An 18,614-nucleotide genomic window follows, 5' to 3' on the forward strand; every position below is an offset into this window, starting at 1 on the left:
TCCTTAATTTTTGTTAGGTTCAGACACATCGCTGGCATGGGTCTGGAGGTATTTCAACAACGTACGTTCTTCCACCGGATTCAGTCGGTAATAGGTGGACATCGCTTTCAATCCGGCGATCCAGCCGTTGGCGGTATATCGGGTCGTAGGAGGAGTGCTATGACAGGCACTACAGGTGGATTGCAGCATTTGATCCGAATATTCCCAGATCGGTGCAATATCGCTGATAAGCCCCTGGGCAGAGGTCCAGGCGGTCACGCTCACCTGCTGCCATTGCTGGTGTGAGTCAGGATCGACCTGAGTTTGCAGCACTTTGACGTTAGCCATCAGAGAGTCATCCAGCACGGCCGAGAACACACGCTTACCCATATACTGGGTTATCACCCGCCCGCGTCCTTTACTTTCACGCCAGCCCGTCAGTTCAAGCTGCACGTTGCTGCCCTCTTTTTGCAGCACTTTGACCTCGGTGGCAGGAAATAACAGCGCTTTACCTGCGGGGCTTCCGGCCGTTGCCGTCAGTGCTTTTTCGCTTAACGAGAACAGCATGCTCGCATTCGATAAAGACGCTCCCTGCTGCTGCAACTGCTTATAGCGATCGCGGAAACCGCTGCTCATATCGGGTTTGTGATGGGCAATACCTTTATGGCAATCAATACAGTTGCTGTCTTTTGCCGCCGCCGCGGTCATTTGCGCCGCCGCATTCGCAGATTGTTTGCCGTGATCCATCGCCTCATAGCTGTGGCAAGATTTACATGCCGCCGAATTGTTAGCGCTCATTCGCGCCCACTCTCGCTGAGCCAATTCCGCTCGTTTTGCGGCAAATTTTTCCGGGGTATCAATCGAAGGAGAGATAAAGGTGTGGTAGAGGTCGTTTAAGGCTTCCGTTTTACGAACCAGCGTCGGGACGATCCCTGGCGGAATATGACAATCCTTACACTCAGCACGCACTCCAGAAGCATTGCGAAAATGCACGCTGGTTTTATATTCCTCTCCTGGTGTACGCATCGAGTGACACGATAAACAAAATTCGGTGGTACTGGTGTAATGAACGCCTTGCCACGTCCCCCAAATTGCAAGGGCCATTGCTACTGCCCCGACGAATGCGCACCACAGTGCGTTCTTTTTTATCCACGACATGCTTGCCTCCATTTTTTTAATAGCGACACGCTAAGCGATCATAAAAATCAAAAATAGAGACAGCAAAAGCAGCTTATAGGAACAGCATCTACTCTATGAGGTGCATCAAAGCGGAAAGAAGAGAAGCTCGTAATATAGTGCGTATTATACATAAGGAATTTCTCATGCTAACACTGACTCTCGATAGAGAAAGCCGTACCCCGCTGCAATTGCAGATATTTCAATTTTATTTCCAGGCCATTCAGCGCGGTGATTTGCTTTGTGGAGATAAACTTCCCTCTATTCGCGAGCAGGCGCAGGTATTAAACGTTGCCAAAATAACGGTCGTGATGGCCTATGATAAGCTCATGGCCGCGGGATTAATTAAGAGTCGACAAGGTATCGGCTACGAGGTCATCTTCACCACACCTGTACGCACAACGCCAGCAATCGTGCCCGTCGCGCAGGGTTCCCCGCCGATGAAACCTAAAGCGGCTGGGATCCCCACCGATGTTTATGTAGAGCCTGGACGAGAGTGCTATTGTCAAATGAGCGTTCCCGATCCCAATGCTTTTCCCTGGTCAAGCTGGCGCAAATGGAATAACGCCCCCAGCATCCTCAAGGAACAATTATTTACCCGATATCATTCACCAAATGGATTATTTTCACTGCGTGAACAATTGGTCAGATACCTTAATTTATCTCGCGGTATTAATACTCGAGCAGAGAACATCATTATTACTAACGGGATTCAGGAAGGACTATCACTGCTCACTCAACTCTTTATTAACCATCATACTTTCAGTCAGCAAAAAAAGTGCCATATTGTAACCGAGTCCCCTTGTTATTCGGGTGCCTGGCATCTGTTTAATTATTACGGCGCAGACATTACGCCAATTGCCGTCGATAACCACGGGCTGCAAACAGATAATTTACCGGAATATGCCACCCAGCTTTGTTATGTTACTCCAGCACATCAGTATCCGCTGGGTAGCGTCCTGTCACTGGAGCGGCGTCAGGCATTATTAACATGGGCGCAGCGCGTCGGCGCTTACATTATTGAAGACGATTACGATGCCGTTTTTACCTATGGAGAAAATCCCCTTCCCGCGCTGAAAGCCATGGATTATCACAACCGGGTTATCTATATGGGGACATTTTCCAAAACACTGGGGCCAGGAGGACGTCTTGGCTATCTGATTTGCCCTGACGAACTGCTTTCGGCCGTACAGAATATGAAAGCGCTCAATAACAACGGGAGCCAGTGGTTGTTGCAGCAATTTTTGGCCGAATTAATGCAAAATCAGGTGTTTTATACGCATATCAGCAAGCTGGCCTGCAATTATGCGGCACGTCTTACGCTATTACGCGACGGCCTGTCCGCGTTGTTTCCGGAAGGGAAAATCGCTGGAGCAACGGCAGGTCTGCACCTCTCTTTACGCATTGCCTGGTCCCCCGAAACTATCGCCAGGCTGCAACAACGCTGCCTGCTGGCCGGGATTCGTTTTGATACCCTGCCAGATATAGAGAATGGCTCAGAAGCCGCATGGCGTAAGGAGAACAGCGATGCAGTCATGTTTTTTGGTTTTGGTGGATTGCAGATACAGCAGATAAAAAGAGTCCTGGCAGTACTGGAACAGGCGCTATCGCAGCCTTGATGGATTACAGGGATCGAGCCTGCCGCTCAATCCCTGTTGTTCGCCTTACAGCAGATCGCGAAACTGCGTTTGTTTCAGCGCCAGCTCAACGCCACGGACTTCCGCCAGGCCTTTCAGACGACCAATCGCAGAGTAGCCCGGGTTGGTTTTCTTATGCAAATCATCAAGCATCTGGTGCCCGTGATCGGGGCGCATCGGGATTGGACGTAGATCGCCCGCCTGTTTACGACGCTGCTCTTCGCTCAGAATCGCCGCCACCACCGATACCATATCCACATCACCCTGCAAATGCGCACCTTCGTGGAAGGTTTTCGGGTTATCTTCACGGCAAGTTGAACGCAGATGCGTGAAGTGAATACGATCGCCAAAAGTTTCAATCATTTTCACCAGATCGTTATCGGCGCGTACGCCGTAGGAGCCGGTGCACATGGTGAAACCGTTATTGATGCTGTCGACGGTGTCTTTCAGCCACTGCATATCTTCAATGGTCGAAACGATGCGCGGCAGGCCGAGGATCGGACGCGGCGGATCGTCCGGGTGCACGGCAAGACGGACGCCGACTTCTTCTGCCACTGGCACTATCGCCCGCAGGAATACCGCCATATTATTGCGCAAATCGTCTTTACTGATGCCGTCATATTCAGCAAGGCGCGCACGGAACTGATCCAGGGTATATCCCTCTTCGGCACCGGGCAGACCTGCAATAATATTGCGCGTCAGTTTTTCAATATCGGCTTCGCTCATGGCATTGAAATAGTCCAGCGCCTGGCGTTGTTCTTCCGGGGTGTAATCTGCTTCGGCCCCAGAACGTTTGAGGATATGCAGCTCAAAGGCAGCAAAAGCGATCTGGTCAAAACGCAGCGCTTTGGAGCCGTCCGGCAACTGATATTCGAGGTCAGTACGCGTCCAGTCGAGGATCGGCATGAAGTTATAGCACACGGTATCGATGCCGCAGGTCGCCAGATTACGGATACTCTGCTGATAGTTAGCAATCCACGTTTGATACTGACCAGAGTGCGTTTTGATATCTTCGTGGACGGGGATACTTTCCACCACTGACCAGGTCAGCCCTTTTTCAGCCAGAATAGCCTGCCGCTTTTTAATCTCTTCTACCGGCCAGACTTCACCGTTGGCAATGTGGTGCAAGGCGGTCACAACACCCGTTGCGCCAGCCTGACGCACATCATCAAGCGATACTGGATCGTTAGGTCCGTACCAACGCCAGGTTTGTTCCATTGTTTCACCTCACAAGTTGTTATACCAAATTAAACTCACTTAATGACGACTACCATACAGGCATCTGGGCGAGGATCAACGAATCCGCGATGATTGGTTGATCCAGCTCACATTCCCCGGATAAATGAGGCACACCAATTCAATTTGCTGTCATATAACTTTATACTGCCATTGTTAATTAATGGTTAATCAGGTGTATTGAATGAAAACTATTGCCTCAGCGCCGCTCGCGAAAAATGTCATGATGCCGCAGTACGATCGCCAACAATTAAAAACGCGGATTGTGCATTTTGGTTTCGGTGCTTTTCACCGCGCCCATCAGGCATTACTGACCGACCGGGTACTGAATGCACCGGGTGGGGACTGGGGAATTTGCGAGATAAGTCTGTTCAGCGGCGATCGGCTAATGAGTCAGCTTCGCGAGCAGGATCATTTATTTACCGTGTTAGAAAAAGGGGCGAATGGTAACCAACCGATTGTTATTGGCTCCGTCAAAGAATGCCTGAACGCCACGCTGGATTCACTGGCGGCCATTATCGAAAAATTCTGTGAACCTCAGGTAGCGATTGTCTCGTTAACGATTACGGAAAAAGGCTACTGCATCGATCCGGCAACAGGCTCGCTGGATCTTTCTCATCCACGCATTGTTCATGATCTACAAACTCCGGCTGAACCACACTCCGCACCCGGTATTATTGTTGAAGCGCTGCACCGCCGACGTGAACGCGGGCTGCAACCTTTTACCGTCCTCTCCTGCGATAATATCCCGGACAATGGCCATGTGGTAAAAAACGCCGTACTGGGAATGGCGGAGAAACGCTCACTTGAGCTGGCACACTGGATCCAGGAACATGTCAGCTTCCCGGGTACCATGGTGGACAGGATTGTTCCTGCCGCTACCGAAGAGTCACTGGCTGAAATCGCCCGCGAGCTGGGAGTGGCCGATCCCTGCGCAATCAGTTGTGAGCCCTTTATCCAGTGGGTGATTGAAGACAATTTTGTGTGTGGTCGTCCGCAGTGGGAAACCGCCGGCGTACAAATGGTTGAAAACGTTCTGCCGTGGGAACAAATGAAACTGCGGATGCTGAACGGTAGTCATTCGTTTCTCGCGTATCTCGGCTATCTGGCTGGGTTTCAGCACATCAGCGACTGCATGCAGGACAGCGCATTTCGTGAAGCCGCCTACCGCCTGATGCTCAACGAACAGGCACCTACGCTGCAAATCACCGATGTTGATTTAGACCAGTATGCCGCTAACCTGCTGGAGCGCTTTGCCAACCCGGCGCTGAAGCATAAAACCTGGCAAATCGCGATGGATGGTAGCCAAAAATTACCCCAGCGTATGCTGGAAGGGATCCGCGTACATTTAGCACGGCGCAGCGAGTGGCCGCTGCTGGCGCTTGGCGTCGCAGGCTGGATGCGTTACGTGAGCGGAGTGGATGATTCAGGTGCGGCCATTGATATTCGCGATCCATTGAGCGAGAAAATCGGCGCGCTTGTGGAGCAGAGTACAGACTCAGAACGCGTCAGCGCCCTACTTTCTCTGCATGAGATTTTCGCCACCGATCTCGTACAGAATCCGCAGTTTGTTGCGGCTATTCAACTCGCCTGGCAACGTATTGCCCAATATGGTGCGCATCAGGCTGTCATTGAGACGTTAAAAAGTTAACGATTTCTGCCATTAATCAGGACGAAGCACGTCTTCGTCCTCTCACCCCTTCTCTTTTTCCCCGTTTTTCGCCAGGATTGTTAAATGCCATTACGGCAATTTATGATTCTGGAGTAAATGTGACTAAAACCAATCTCATCACCGGTTTTCTCGGCAGTGGCAAAACCACCTCTATTCTTCATTTATTGGCAAACAAAGATCCCGCAGAGAAGTGGGCCGTACTGGTCAATGAGTTTGGCGAAGTAGGTATTGATGGCGCCCTGTTAGCCGACAGCGGCGCATTGCTGAAAGAGATCCCCGGCGGCTGTATGTGCTGTGTTAACGGCCTGCCAATGCAGGTTGGCCTCAATACGTTGTTGCGTCAGGGAAAACCCGACCGACTGCTCATTGAACCCACCGGACTCGGACATCCCAAACAGATTCTGGATTTACTCACCGCGCCGGTTTACGAACCGTGGATTGATTTGCGCGCGACCCTTTGTATTCTTGATCCGCGCCAGCTACTGGATGAAAAAAGCGTCGCCAATGACAATTTCCGCGATCAGCTGGCTGCCGCCGATATCATCGTCGCCAACAAAGCCGACCGCGCCACAACGGAAAGCGAAAACGCCCTGCAAACCTGGTGGCAGCACTATGGCGGCAATCGTCAGTTGGTTCATGCCGATCATGGAAATATTGCTGGCCAATTACTGGATTTGCCCCGACTAAACCTGGCGCAGCTTCCCGCAAGCGCCGAGCACGCCCATAGTCATGCTGACAAAAAAGGGCTGGCGGCGTTAAGTTTGCCCGCACAACAGCGCTGGCGTCGCAGCCTGAACAGCGGTCAGGGTCATCAGGCCTGCGGCTGGATTTTTGACGCCGATACGGTGTTCGATACCATCGGCCTGCTGGAATGGTCGCGCCTTGCCCCCGTAGGGCGTGTAAAAGGAGTCATGCGTATAAAAGAGGGTCTGGTGCGCATTAACCGTCAGGGAGAGGACTGGCATATTGAGACGCAAAACGTCGCTCCGCCGGATAGCCGTATTGAACTCATCTCCGATACTGACACCGACTGGAATACGTTACAGAGCGCATTGTTGAGACTTCGTTTAGACGGTAGCGCGTAAGGTTGCCTTCGTTTTATAGCAATGGTAAACGACGATGAAAACCCGATACCCTCTTATTCTTCTGCTCAATATTGCAGGTATAGCGCTGTTTCTGTCCTGGTATATTCCCGCCGGGCACGGGTTCTGGTCCTCACTGGATACGGGCGTTTTCCGTTTCTTCAACCAGAAGCTGGTTGAAAGCCCGCTGTTCCTGTGGATTGTTGCGATCACTAATAACCGGGCATTTGATGGCTGCTCGTTGTTGGCGATGGGCGCACTGATGCTGCACTTTTGGCTGAAGGATACGACGGAAGGTCGCCGGCGTATTGTGGCTATAGGTCTGGTGATGCTGCTCACCGCAGTGGTATTAAATCAGTTGGGCCAGGCGCTTATTCCGGTTAAACGCGCCAGTCCTACGCTGATGCTGGATAATATTCATCGCGTCAGCGAACTGCTGCATATTCCAACCAAAGATGCCTCCAGAGACAGTTTTCCTGGCGATCACGGCATGATGCTGCTTATTTTTTCCGCATTTATGCTGCGTTATTTCGGAAAAGTTGCAAGTATAATCGGCCTTATTATCGCTGTGGTTTTTGCCTTTCCGCGTGTAATGATCGGCGCTCACTGGCTCACCGATATCGTGGTCGGCTCCATGACGGTTGTGCTGATTGGTTTGCCCTGGTGGCTAATGACGCCATTAAGCGATCGTCTGGTCACGCTGTTTGTGAATTATCTGCCCGGCAAAAACAAACAATTTTCAAACAAATAACGCAAAATAATTAACATCATCAGGGATACTTCTGATTCCCTGATGATGCCGACCGATATTCCATCATTCTGATTGTCATTCTCCTGTCATCTTATTCATGTTTAGAATGAATGACTTGCGTATTTTTTGCGCTAATTGTTCTTAATTTAGCCAATGCCGTTTATTCACTTTCTGTATCAATTTTTCTTATAAGAAATCACATAAAATCTCTCGCAATGACTGGGGCGATCGGGTAACCTCGAACTCGTTTTGCCTCGCGGGACAATTATTCCCTTTCTGAATAAATTTGTGCGTTCTGCCACAGATTTGACCTTAAGGAATTGTCTCATCGTGCGATGGTAATTAGTCTCGTCACGTTTGGCATTTTTTATAACGATATTTATCGTTAAGGACTTCAAGGGAAAACAAACAAAATGGTCAAATCTCAACCGATTTTGAGATATATCTTGCGGGGCATACCCGCGATAGCAGTTGCGGTTCTGCTTTCCGCATGTAGTACTACGAACACCGCCAGGAATATGCATTCTGAGACGCATGCTGTGGGCAATGGAGATAACTCTTCACTGCAAGCCTCTCAGGATGAATTTGAAAATATGGTCCGTAATATCGATGTTAAATCACGTATTATGGATCAGTATGCTGACTGGAAAGGCGTGCGTTACCGCCTTGGCGGCAGCACCAAAAAAGGTATTGATTGCTCCAGCTTCGTACAGCGTACGTTCCGTGAGCAGTTTGGTTTAGAGCTTCCGCGCTCAACCTACGAACAACAGGAAACAGGTAAATCCGTTTCGCGTACTAATCTGCGTACAGGCGATCTGGTTCTGTTCCGCGCTGGCTCCACAGGCCGTCACGTCGGTATCTATATCGGCAACAACCAGTTTGTTCATGCCTCGACCAGCAGTGGCGTTATCATTTCCAGCATGAACGAGCCTTACTGGAAAAAACGTTACAACGAAGCGCGCCGGGTTCTGAGCCGCAGTTAATTTCGTTTGGCAGCTATCCCTTGGCTATCCTGATGAGACATATCAAAAGCACTGCTTCGGCGGTGCTTTTTTGTTTCGTCTCTCGACTAAGAAAAATCTCACAACATGGACCGTTTCAGGTTATATTCATACAGAATAAGCGGTTACTACAGGTAAACATAAGGAACTATGTTCAGACGCAGCTCTTCATCCGGTCGGAAAATCCTGCTTTCCTGTATGTTAACGGGACTAATCGTCGCATTGCTCGTGAGTACCCTGCAATTTTTGGTCACCTGGCATAAACGAGAGGTTAAGTACGAAACGCTGCTTGCCGATATCCAGAATTATGTCAGTAGTTACTTTGCAGATCTCAAAACCACCACCGATGCGCTTCAACCCCTGCTGGAAAAGAACTGCCAGCAAGTCGCTGCAAAACTTACCTCCAGTGCGGCTTTTAACCTCAACGTTCGTGCTTTTTTGCTGGTAAAAGACGGTATTGCTTTTTGCTCCTCCGCAACAGGTGCAATGAACTCCCCCATTTTGTCGCTGATCCCCAAGCTGAATATCAACAAAGATGTTGATGTGGAAATACTGTCCGGGACGCCCATGATGCCGGATAAACCCGCGATAATGATTTGGCACCGCAATCACTCACTCCATAACAGCGGCGTATTTTCTTCACTGAATATCAACCTGGCACCCTATCTGCTTTATACCGCCCGCGAAGATAATTTTAATGGTATTGCCGTTATTGCTGGCGACACGGCTATTTCAACATTTTCATCCCGAATTATGGACGTCTCTGCGCTACCTAACACGCCATGGCGCCATGCGACGCTTAAAGAGGTGCCGCTGAAGATTCGTTTGTATGCGCAAGAGTGGACGTACAACGACATCTGGTACGCGATTATGTTGGGATGTATGGCCGGGATTATCACCGGGGTTCTCCTCTGGTATTACATCTTCACTATCCGGTTACGCCCTGGTAAAGATATCCTCCACGCTATCAAACATAATCAATTTTATGTGGTGTACCAGCCCGTCGTAGAGATGCAAACGCTGGAGGTAAAAGGTGTTGAGGTGTTATTACGTTGGCATCATCCATCAACGGGTGAGATCCCCCCGGATGCCTTCATTCATTACGCAGAATCGCAGCAAATGATTGTCCCGCTGACCCAACATCTCTTTAAGTTGATAGCGCAGGACGCCCCGACGCTGCAAAAAGTGTTTCCTGCTGGCGCCAAACTGGGGATTAACATCGCACCAACGCACCTGCACGGCGAGAGTTTTAAAGACGATATTCGACGACTGCGCGCCTCGCTTCCCGCGAACCATTTTCAGTTAGTGCTGGAAATCACTGAACGCGATATGCTCAATCAACACGAGGCGACACAGCTATTTGAATGGCTACACTCTGTTGGCTTTGAAATTGCTATTGATGATTTCGGCACCGGTCATAGCGCGCTTATCTATCTGGAACGCTTCACCGTTGACTACCTGAAAATCGATCGCGGGTTTATTAACGCCATCGGCACAGAAACCCTGACCTCTCCGGTTCTGGACGCCGTGTTGACACTCTCTAAGCGTCTTAATATGCTGACGGTTGCTGAAGGGGTAGAAACACCTGAGCAAGCTCGTTGGCTGCGCGATCGTGGAGTACATTTTTTCCAGGGATACTGGGTTAGCCGACCGTTAAAGCTTGCTGATTTCGTGCGTTGGATGGCGCAGCCCAATAAGCCAACGTGGTGATCGCAGTTTGCGATTCATATACTCTTACTCGCCGCCACACCCCTTATCTCTCAGGCATGATGCCCGTCGGGTTGTGACAGGAAAAGGAAAGCGCTTTTATATGATCCCTCGCCTACTGCTGCTGTTTATCGCCCTCATCGGGTTTAGCGTCCAGGCGCAATCCATCAAAGAAAGCTATGCGTTTGCCGTACTGGGCGAACCGAAGTATGCGTTTAACTTTAACCACTTTGATTACGTCAACCCGGCCGCCCCCAAAGGCGGGCAAATCACCCTCTCTGCGATTGGTACGTTCGATAACTTCAACCGCTATGCAATGCGTGGCAACCCCGGCGCGCGTACAGAAACGCTATACGATACGCTATTTACCACCTCTGACGACGAGCCTGGCAGCTATTACCCGCTCATTGCCGACAGCGCGCGCTATGCTGACGACTATTCCTGGGTAGAAATCGCTATTAATCCGCGGGCGCGTTTTCATGATGGATCCCCCATTACCGCCAGCGATGTCGCCTTCACCTTTCACAAATTTATGACTGAAGGCGTGCCGCAGTTTCGCCTCGTCTACAAAGGCACAACGGTAAAAGCCATTGCACCGTTAACCGTGCGTATTGAATTAGCCAAACCGGGCAAAGAGGATATGCTCAGCCTGTTTTCATTACCCGTGATGCCTGAGAAATACTGGAAGGATCATAAACTCAGCGATCCCTTATCTTCCCCACCGCTTGCCAGTGGCCCGTACCGTATCACCCAGTGGAAAATGGGCCAGTATATTGTCTATTCGCGTGTCAAAGATTATTGGGCCGCGAACCTGCCCGTTAACCGCGGGCGCTGGAACTTTGATACCATCCGCTACGATTACTATCTTGATGACAACGTCGCCTTTGAAGCGTTTAAGGCCGGTGCGTTTGATCTGCGTCTGGAGAATGATGCCAAAAACTGGGCGACACGTTATACCGGCAAAAATTTCGCAAATCATTACATCATCAAAGATGAGCAGAAAAACGAATCCGCACAGGATACGCGTTGGCTGGCCTTTAATATTCAGCGTCCGGTATTCAGCGATCGACGCGTACGTGAAGCCATCACGTTGGCCTTTGACTTTGAATGGATGAATAAAGCCCTGTTCTATAACGCCTGGAGCCGGACAAACAGCTATTTTCAGAATACCGAGTATGCCGCAAAAAATTACCCCGATGCGGATGAACTGGTGATACTCGCGCCATTGAAAAAAGATCTCCCCCCTGAGGTCTTCAGCCAAATTTATCAGCCGCCGAAATCAACAGGTGATGGTTACGATCGGGACAACTTATTGAAAGCCAATACCTTACTGGAACAGGCTGGCTGGGTACTAAAGGGACAGCAGCGCGTGAACAGCACCAGCGGTAAACCCCTGAGCTTCGAACTGTTGCTCCCGGCGGGCAGTAACAGCCAGTGGGTACTGCCGTTCCAGCACAACCTGCAGCGCTTAGGCATCACCATGAACATCCGCCAGGTTGATAATTCGCAAATCACGAACCGTCTGCGCAGTCGCGACTATGACATGATGCCGAGGTTGTATCGCGCGATGCCGTGGCCGAGTTCAGACCTGCAAATTCTGTGGGCCTCTGAATACATTGACTCCAGCTACAATGCGCCCGGCGTGCAAAGCCCGGTGATTGATAAATTGATCAATCAAATCATCGCGGCGCAAGGTGATAAAGCCAAACTGATCCCGCTGGGACGGGCGCTGGACAGGGTATTAACCTGGAACTACTACATGTTGCCAATGTGGTACATGGCCGAGGATCGTATCGCCTGGTGGGATAAATTTTCACATCCTGCTATTCGCCCAATTTACACCATCGGCCTCGATAACTGGTGGTATGACGTCAACAAAGCGGCGAAGCTACCCGCAGCCAGACGGCAGGGAGAGTAAATGGGCGCTTATCTGATTCGACGTCTGCTACTGGTGATCCCGACGCTCTGGGCCATCATCACCATTAACTTTTTTATCGTGCAAATTGCCCCAGGCGGTCCCGTTGAGCAGGCCGTCGCCGCTATTGAGTTCGGGCAAAGTGGAGCCTTACCCGGCGCGGGCAGCGAAGGCGTTCGCGCCAGCCACGCGCAAACCGGCGTGGGTAACATCAGCGACAGCAATTATCGCGGAGGCCGCGGTCTTGACCCGGAAGTGATTGCAGAAATCACCCGCCGCTACGGGTTCGATAAGCCTATTCATGAGCGTTACTTCAAAATGCTCTGGGACTACATTCGTTTCGATTTCGGCGACAGCCTGTTCCGTAGCGCTTCGGTGCTGACGCTTATAAAAGACAGCCTGCCCGTTTCCGTCACGCTGGGGCTGTGGAGCACACTCATCATCTATCTGGTGTCGATACCGCTAGGTATCCGCAAAGCGGTTCACAATGGCAGTCGATTTGATGTGTGGAGCAGTGCATTCATTATTATTGGCTATGCCATCCCGGCATTTCTGTTTGCGATTTTGCTGATCGTCTTTTTTGCCGGGGGAAGCTATTACGATCTGTTCCCGCTACGCGGGCTGGTTTCCGCTAATTTTGACACTCTCCCCTGGTATCAAAAGATCACCGACTATCTCTGGCATATTACCCTGCCGGTGCTGGCGACGGTGGTTGGCGGGTTTGCCGCGCTGACCATGTTGACCAAAAACTCATTTCTGGATGAAGTCCGCAAACAATATGTCGTCACCGCGCGCGCCAAAGGAGTAAGCGAGAAAAACATTCTATGGAAACATGTGTTTCGCAACGCGATGTTGCTGGTGATAGCAGGTTTCCCGGCAACGTTTATCAGCATGTTTTTTACCGGCTCGCTGCTGATTGAAGTCATGTTCTCGCTTAACGGACTGGGGTTACTGGGGTATGAATCCACCGTATCACGCGACTACCCGGTGATGTTTGGCACGCTCTATATCTTCACCCTGATCGGACTGCTGCTGAATATTCTCAGTGATATCAGCTATACGCTGGTCGATCCCCGTATTGATTTTGAGGGACGCTAATGTCGCGATTAAGCCCCGTCAATCAAGCCCGCTGGGCGCGTTTTCGCCATAACCGCCGCGGCTACTGGTCGCTGTGGATTTTTCTGGTGTTGTTTGGCCTGAGCCTGTGTTCCGAACTGATTGCCAACGATAAGCCGCTGCTGGTGCGCTATGACAGCAGTTGGTATTTCCCTCTGTTCAAAAACTACAGTGAAAGCGACTTCGGCGGACCGCTGGCGACCAAAGCTGATTATCAGGATCCCTGGCTACAGCAGCGCCTGGAGAAGCAGGGCTGGATCCTGTGGGCGCCCGTACGCTTTGGCGCCACCAGCATTAACTTTGCCACCGATAAACCCTTCCCTTCCCCACCTTCTGCACAAAACTGGCTGGGGACGGACGCCAACGGCGGCGATGTGCTGGCGCGTATCCTGTACGGCACTCGTATCTCGGTCCTGTTTGGTTTAATGCTGACCCTGTGTTCCAGCGTGATGGGCATCATGGCAGGTGCTATTCAGGGCTATTATGGCGGCAAGGTGGACCTGTGGGGACAGCGATTTATTGAGGTTTGGTCTGGTATGCCGACGCTGTTTCTAATCATTCTGCTGTCGAGCGTGGTTCAGCCCAACTTCTGGTGGCTGCTGGGCATTACCGTGCTGTTTGGCTGGATGAGTCTGGTTGGCGTGGTACGTGCGGAATTTTTACGTACCCGAAACTTTGATTACATTCGTGCCGCGCAGGCGCTCGGCGTATGCGATCGCAGTATTATTCTGCGTCATATGCTACCCAACGCGATGGTCGCCGCCCTGACTTTTTTACCGTTTATATTATGCGCCTCGATCACCACCCTGACCTCGCTGGATTTTCTCGGATTCGGCTTACCGCTTGGCTCGCCATCGTTGGGAGAGCTCCTGTTACAAGGTAAAAATAACCTGCAGGCGCCGTGGCTTGGGATCACTGCGTTCATCTCCGTTGCCCTGCTTTTATCGCTACTGATCTTTATTGGTGAAGCGGTACGCGACGCGTTTGATCCCAATAAGGCGATTTAAAATGACACAACCTCTGTTAGCTATTGAGAATTTATCGGTAGGTTTTCGCCAACAAGAGACCGTGCGCACCGTGGTCAACACTCTCTCATTGCGGGTTGATGCCGGGCAAACGCTGGCGCTGGTGGGCGAATCTGGCTCAGGGAAAAGTGTGACCGCGCTTTCTATTCTGCGCTTATTACCGTCCCCTCCCGCGGTTTATCTTGCCGGTGATATTCGTTTCCATGGTGAATCATTGCTTCACGCCAACGAGCAGACGCTTCGCAGCGTACGAGGGAACAAAATCGCCATGATTTTCCAGGAGCCAATGGTGTCACTAAACCCGCTTCACAACCTGGAAAAACAGCTTTACGAGGTGCTGTCGCTGCATCGGGGAATGCGTCGCGAGGCCGCCCGAGCAGAGATTCTGACCTGTCTGGACCGCGTCGGGATCCGTCAGGCGGCCAAACGTCTCGCAGATTACCCGCACCAGTTGTCTGGCGGTGAGCGCCAACGTGTAATGATCGCCATGGCGCTGTTAACGCGGCCAGAACTGCTGATTGCCGATGAACCCACCACCGCGCTGGATGTCTCCGTCCAGGCACAGATCCTGCAATTGTTACGGGAGTTACAGCGAGAGCTGAATATGGGATTACTGTTCATCACCCATAACCTCAGCATTGTGAAAAAGCTGGCCGATACCGTGGCGGTCATGCAAAACGGCCAGTGCGTGGAGCAAAATCGTGCCGCACAGTTGCTCTCTGCGCCCTCGCATCCGTACACGCAGAAATTGTTAAACAGCGAACCTTCCGGTGATCCGGTTCCCTTACCAGTAGGGCAAGCCCCCCTGCTGGAAGTGGAAAAACTCCGCGTCGCCTTCCCTGTCCGCAAAGGTATTCTAAAGCGCGTAGTAGACCATAACGTCGTGGTTAGCGACGTCAGTTTTTCCCTCCGCCCCGGTGAAACGCTGGGGCTGGTCGGTGAATCAGGATCCGGGAAAAGTACCACCGGACTGGCGCTACTGAGGCTAATCACATCGCAGGGAAGTATTGTGTTCGATGGCCAGGCGTTGCATACCTTAAATCGTCGCCAGCTGTTACCCGTACGTCACCGCATTCAGGTGGTATTTCAGGATCCTAACTCCTCGCTAAACCCGCGCTTAAGCGTGCTGCAGATTATTGAGGAGGGACTACGCGTTCATCAACCGACACTTACTGCCGAACAACGCGAAGCGCAGGTGAAAGCGGTAATGACGGAAGTGGGGCTTGATAGCGAAACGCGGCATCGATATCCCGCGGAGTTTTCCGGTGGTCAACGTCAGCGCATAGCTATTGCCCGGGCGTTGATTCTAAAACCTTCGCTGATCATTCTGGATGAGCCGACATCCTCACTCGACAGGACCGTACAGGCGCAAATCCTGATGTTGTTAAAGTCCTTACAGGAAAAGCATCGTCTGGCCTATATTTTTATCAGCCATGATTTGCATGTCGTACGCGCGTTATGCCATCAGGTTATTGTGCTAAGGCAGGGAGAAGTTGTGGAACAGGGGCAATGCGAGCACGTATTCAACGCGCCACAACAGGCCTATACGCGTCAGCTGCTCGCGCTAAGCTGACGCTCAAAATGGATTGTTATTTGAAAAAGGTTCTGCAATTGCTACGCCGAAATTTTTCAGTCTGCAGGTCGCAGCAAACTCATCCTGACGATTCACAAACAGGCACGGCTCCCCTTCGCATTCCAGCACGGAACAAGGAACCTCAATATCACTGAGGGCCTGGCTGAGTTTATGCATAACTGACCACGCGCTATCACCATCCGGGCTGAGCAATTTGAGCGCCACCAGGCTGTTCTCATTGCTCTGGCCATTCTGCGGAATCGGTTCAACTTTCGAACCTGCGAAACCCACCGACCAACGATAGCACTGCGGCAGACGATGAACGATTGAGAGTTGTAATGTCATCACTTTCTTTCCCTGGAAGCACAATTACTTCACAATTATTTTACATCAATATTAACACATCATTGACAAAACGTCTTTAAACAGTTGGTAAACGTTTACACCCATGTCCATATGCTACTTTCCGAACCAGGTATTTAAATTTATTCAATGGTTCTGGCAAATTTCCGGGCTATATGTACTCGTTTCTGCGATCTAACTCAACCTTTTTAACTACAATGATGTGACTTTTTACATAAATTGATTTTACATAAAATAAACATAAGCAGGAGAATTGATAGATTTGCGGTTGATATACATCAACTCTGGAGGCCTTATGACCTCCATGTTGTGTATTAGATCACCGTTTTTTAGCGCGACTGGCGTAGAGATAGAAGAGAATAGAGCTGGTGGCGCAAAACGCTATCGACCAAATCATCGGCCAGGCCGAGTTAAAGGTCGCCAGTGACAACAGTGCCCCAACAATAGCGCCAATGCCAAAGCGGAACGTCCCCGCCAAAGATGATGCCGTTCCCGCCATGTGTGGGAATTCATCCAGGATGACCGCCATCGCATTAGATGACACCATCGACACGCAGCCGACAAATGCCGCCACGCCCACCACCAGCGCCCAAAAACCTACCCCGAACAACGCACTGAAAACCATCCAGCCCGCCATCACAAACTGGATCCACAGCCCTGTACGGAACATATTCAATGCCCCTACGCGACGGACAAAGCGGCTGTTGATAATGGTCATCACGAACAGGAAAACAATATTCAGCGCGAAGTAGTAACCGAAATGCTGCGGTGAAACATGGTTAATCTCGATGTAGACAAAAGGCCCGGCGCTAAGGAAAGAAAACATGCCGGCAAAGCTGAACCCGCCGCTGGCCAGCATATAGCTCAGTACGCGCTTATGACGAAACAGCGAGGCAAAGTTGCCCAGAGTAGTGCGCAAGCGAAATGGCTGGCGACGCTCTACGGGCAACGTTTCTTTGATCAGCGTAAAGATCATCACTGAAGCCAGAATAGCCGCCACAGCGAGGATCCAAAAGATATAGTGCCAGCTCAGCCATACCAGCACCCAACCGCCCACAATGGGCGCCAGCAATGGCGCTATGGTGGTGACCAACATGACAAATGACATCATGCGCGAAAACTCTTCCTTTGGATAGATATCGCGCATCAGAGCGTTGATAACTACGCTCGCTGCCGCAGCCGCCAGACCATGGAAGAAACGCATTATGATCAGTTGATCGATAGTTTGCGCCAGCGCACAGGCAACTGCTGCCGCCGCAAACACCAGCGTTCCGCCCAGTATTACCGGTTTACGCCCAATGCTGTCTGCCATTGGACCATACAGCAGCTGCCCCACCGCAAAACCTAAAATATAGGTACTGAGGGTCATCTGCGCGCTACCGGCAGGCACCCCAAACTGCTCAGAGATAACAGGCAGCGCCGGAAGATACATATCAATCGACAACGGCATCAGCATGGCTAACAAGCCAAGGATAAAGACAATGGCAATTGACGAGTTCTGCCGGGTGGTCACATTTAGCTCCTGAGATTAACGCGGGGTTAAGTTAACGCTGGCAATTTCTTCTTCAGTTAATGGACGGTATTCACCTGGCTCAAGATCATCATCGAGCTTAATGGCGCCGATCCGTTCACGGTGCAGTTCTACAACGTGGTTCCCCACGGCGGCAAACATCCGTTTCACCTGATGATAGCGCCCTTCGCTGATGGTCAATCGCACCTGAGTTGGCGTAATGACTTCCAGCACGGCCGGCTTTGTCAGGTCTTTTTCGTTATGTAGTTGTACACCACGGGCAAACTGCTCGGCGGTATCATCCGCCACCGGCGATTCCAGCGTCACCAGATAGGTTTTCTCACAATGGTGACGTGGTGAAGTGATGCGATGCGACCACTGACCGTCATCGGTCATCAGCACCAGTCCGGTGGTGTCGATATCCAGACGCCCTGCCGCATGTAATTTGTGGGCGACGGGTTCATCAAGGAAATAAAGAACCGTCGGGTGATCCGGGTCATCCGTTGAACAAACATAGCCCTGAGGCTTATTCAGCATAAAATAGCGCGGGCCATTTTGTTGAATCAGGGAATTGCCGTCATATTCGACGTCATGTTCTGGCAGCAGCTTAAAGGCGCTATTTCTGACGATTTCACCGTCGACGGTAACGCGGTTAGCACGGATCTCACGCCCGGCAATAGCGCGGCTGACGCCGAGTTGCTGAGCGATAAATTTATCAAGTCGCATGAGTGTGATTTTTGCCTGTAAAAATACGAGAATCGGGTTTGCGCCCGAAAAGTGGGACTGTTATCCGCCCAGTATAGCGGCGTTACACCATCCCTCAAGGGAAATGATTCATGGCATACTATTCATTGTTACTGTTTACCTTAGT

15 protein-coding genes are annotated in these 18,614 nt (G+C 51.0%); 10 read left to right on the top strand and 5 right to left on the bottom strand.

Features of this window, described 5'->3' with window-relative positions; all coding sequences use genetic code 11:
- Window positions 1-3: 3 nt before the first annotated feature.
- The gene (gene torC / locus FDX04_RS22335; RefSeq protein WP_137371484.1) at window positions 4-1,137 is read right to left on the bottom strand and encodes a pentaheme c-type cytochrome TorC; all 1,134 of its coding nucleotides are present in this window, start codon (window positions 1,135-1,137) and stop codon (window positions 4-6) included.
- A gap of 164 nt (window positions 1,138-1,301) precedes the next feature.
- Between torC and FDX04_RS22340 the strand changes: the two genes are divergently transcribed.
- Window positions 1,302-2,774: a PLP-dependent aminotransferase family protein gene (locus FDX04_RS22340; RefSeq protein ID WP_137371485.1), complete on the top strand. Its 1,473-nt coding sequence runs from the start codon at window positions 1,302-1,304 to the stop codon at window positions 2,772-2,774.
- Between the two features lie 45 nt (window positions 2,775-2,819).
- Here FDX04_RS22340 and uxuA read toward each other — a convergent pair whose 3' ends face one another.
- Window positions 2,820-4,010, bottom strand: coding sequence for a mannonate dehydratase (gene uxuA / locus FDX04_RS22345; RefSeq protein ID WP_042307270.1), 1,191 nt, complete (start codon window positions 4,008-4,010; stop codon window positions 2,820-2,822).
- A 202-nt stretch (window positions 4,011-4,212) separates the two neighbouring features.
- Here uxuA and FDX04_RS22350 point away from each other — a divergent pair, with 202 nt between their 5' ends.
- The 9 genes from FDX04_RS22350 to yejF all read left to right on the top strand — a co-directional run bounded on the left by FDX04_RS22350 (window position 4,213) and on the right by yejF (window position 15,870).
- Complete coding sequence (locus tag FDX04_RS22350) at window positions 4,213-5,679, top strand: mannitol dehydrogenase family protein (RefSeq protein ID WP_137371486.1); 1,467 nt, start codon at window positions 4,213-4,215, stop codon at window positions 5,677-5,679.
- A 119-nt stretch (window positions 5,680-5,798) separates the two neighbouring features.
- Window positions 5,799-6,785: a GTP-binding protein gene (locus FDX04_RS22355; protein ID WP_042307267.1), complete on the top strand. Its 987-nt coding sequence runs from the start codon at window positions 5,799-5,801 to the stop codon at window positions 6,783-6,785.
- Window positions 6,786-6,819: 34 nt separating this feature from the next.
- Window positions 6,820-7,533, top strand: a complete 714-nt coding sequence (locus tag FDX04_RS22360) for a phosphatase PAP2 family protein (RefSeq protein WP_137360918.1) — start codon at window positions 6,820-6,822, stop codon at window positions 7,531-7,533.
- A 413-nt stretch (window positions 7,534-7,946) separates the two neighbouring features.
- The gene (gene mepS, locus FDX04_RS22365; RefSeq protein WP_003027474.1) at window positions 7,947-8,516 is read left to right on the top strand and encodes a bifunctional murein DD-endopeptidase/murein LD-carboxypeptidase; all 570 of its coding nucleotides are present in this window, start codon (window positions 7,947-7,949) and stop codon (window positions 8,514-8,516) included.
- Window positions 8,517-8,684: 168 nt separating this feature from the next.
- Window positions 8,685-10,244: a cyclic di-GMP phosphodiesterase gene (locus FDX04_RS22370; RefSeq protein WP_137360919.1), complete on the top strand. Its 1,560-nt coding sequence runs from the start codon at window positions 8,685-8,687 to the stop codon at window positions 10,242-10,244.
- A 100-nt stretch (window positions 10,245-10,344) separates the two neighbouring features.
- The gene (locus FDX04_RS22375; protein WP_042307261.1) at window positions 10,345-12,159 is read left to right on the top strand and encodes an extracellular solute-binding protein; all 1,815 of its coding nucleotides are present in this window, start codon (window positions 10,345-10,347) and stop codon (window positions 12,157-12,159) included.
- Window positions 12,160-13,254 carry a microcin C ABC transporter permease YejB gene (locus tag FDX04_RS22380; protein ID WP_137360920.1) on the top strand — a complete coding sequence of 365 codons (1,095 nt, stop codon included), beginning with the start codon at window positions 12,160-12,162 and terminating at the stop codon, window positions 13,252-13,254.
- The gene (locus tag FDX04_RS22385; RefSeq protein WP_137371487.1) at window positions 13,254-14,279 is read left to right on the top strand and encodes an ABC transporter permease; all 1,026 of its coding nucleotides are present in this window, start codon (window positions 13,254-13,256) and stop codon (window positions 14,277-14,279) included. The genes FDX04_RS22380 and FDX04_RS22385 overlap by 1 nt, the downstream gene beginning before the upstream one ends.
- Before the next feature lies 1 nt (window position 14,280).
- Window positions 14,281-15,870 (top strand): microcin C ABC transporter ATP-binding protein YejF, encoded by a 1,590-nt coding sequence (gene yejF / locus FDX04_RS22390; RefSeq protein WP_137360922.1) that lies wholly within the window; start codon window positions 14,281-14,283, stop codon window positions 15,868-15,870.
- A gap of 3 nt (window positions 15,871-15,873) precedes the next feature.
- Here yejF and FDX04_RS22395 read toward each other — a convergent pair whose 3' ends face one another.
- The 3 genes from FDX04_RS22395 to rsuA all read right to left on the bottom strand — a co-directional run bounded on the left by FDX04_RS22395 (window position 15,874) and on the right by rsuA (window position 18,469).
- Window positions 15,874-16,218 (bottom strand): YejG family protein, encoded by a 345-nt coding sequence (locus FDX04_RS22395; protein ID WP_029139605.1) that lies wholly within the window; start codon window positions 16,216-16,218, stop codon window positions 15,874-15,876.
- A gap of 334 nt (window positions 16,219-16,552) precedes the next feature.
- Window positions 16,553-17,746 (bottom strand): Bcr/CflA family multidrug efflux MFS transporter, encoded by a 1,194-nt coding sequence (locus FDX04_RS22405; RefSeq protein WP_137371488.1) that lies wholly within the window; start codon window positions 17,744-17,746, stop codon window positions 16,553-16,555.
- 15 nt (window positions 17,747-17,761) lie between these two features.
- On the bottom strand, window positions 17,762-18,469 hold the full coding sequence (gene rsuA / locus FDX04_RS22410; protein ID WP_061382086.1) for a 16S rRNA pseudouridine(516) synthase RsuA: 708 nt from the start codon (window positions 18,467-18,469) through the stop codon (window positions 17,762-17,764).
- Window positions 18,470-18,614 lie beyond the last annotated feature (145 nt).

It is taken from the genome of Citrobacter sp. wls615 (assembly GCF_005281355.1).
In the GTDB taxonomy this organism is placed as follows: domain Bacteria; phylum Pseudomonadota; class Gammaproteobacteria; order Enterobacterales; family Enterobacteriaceae; genus Citrobacter; species Citrobacter werkmanii.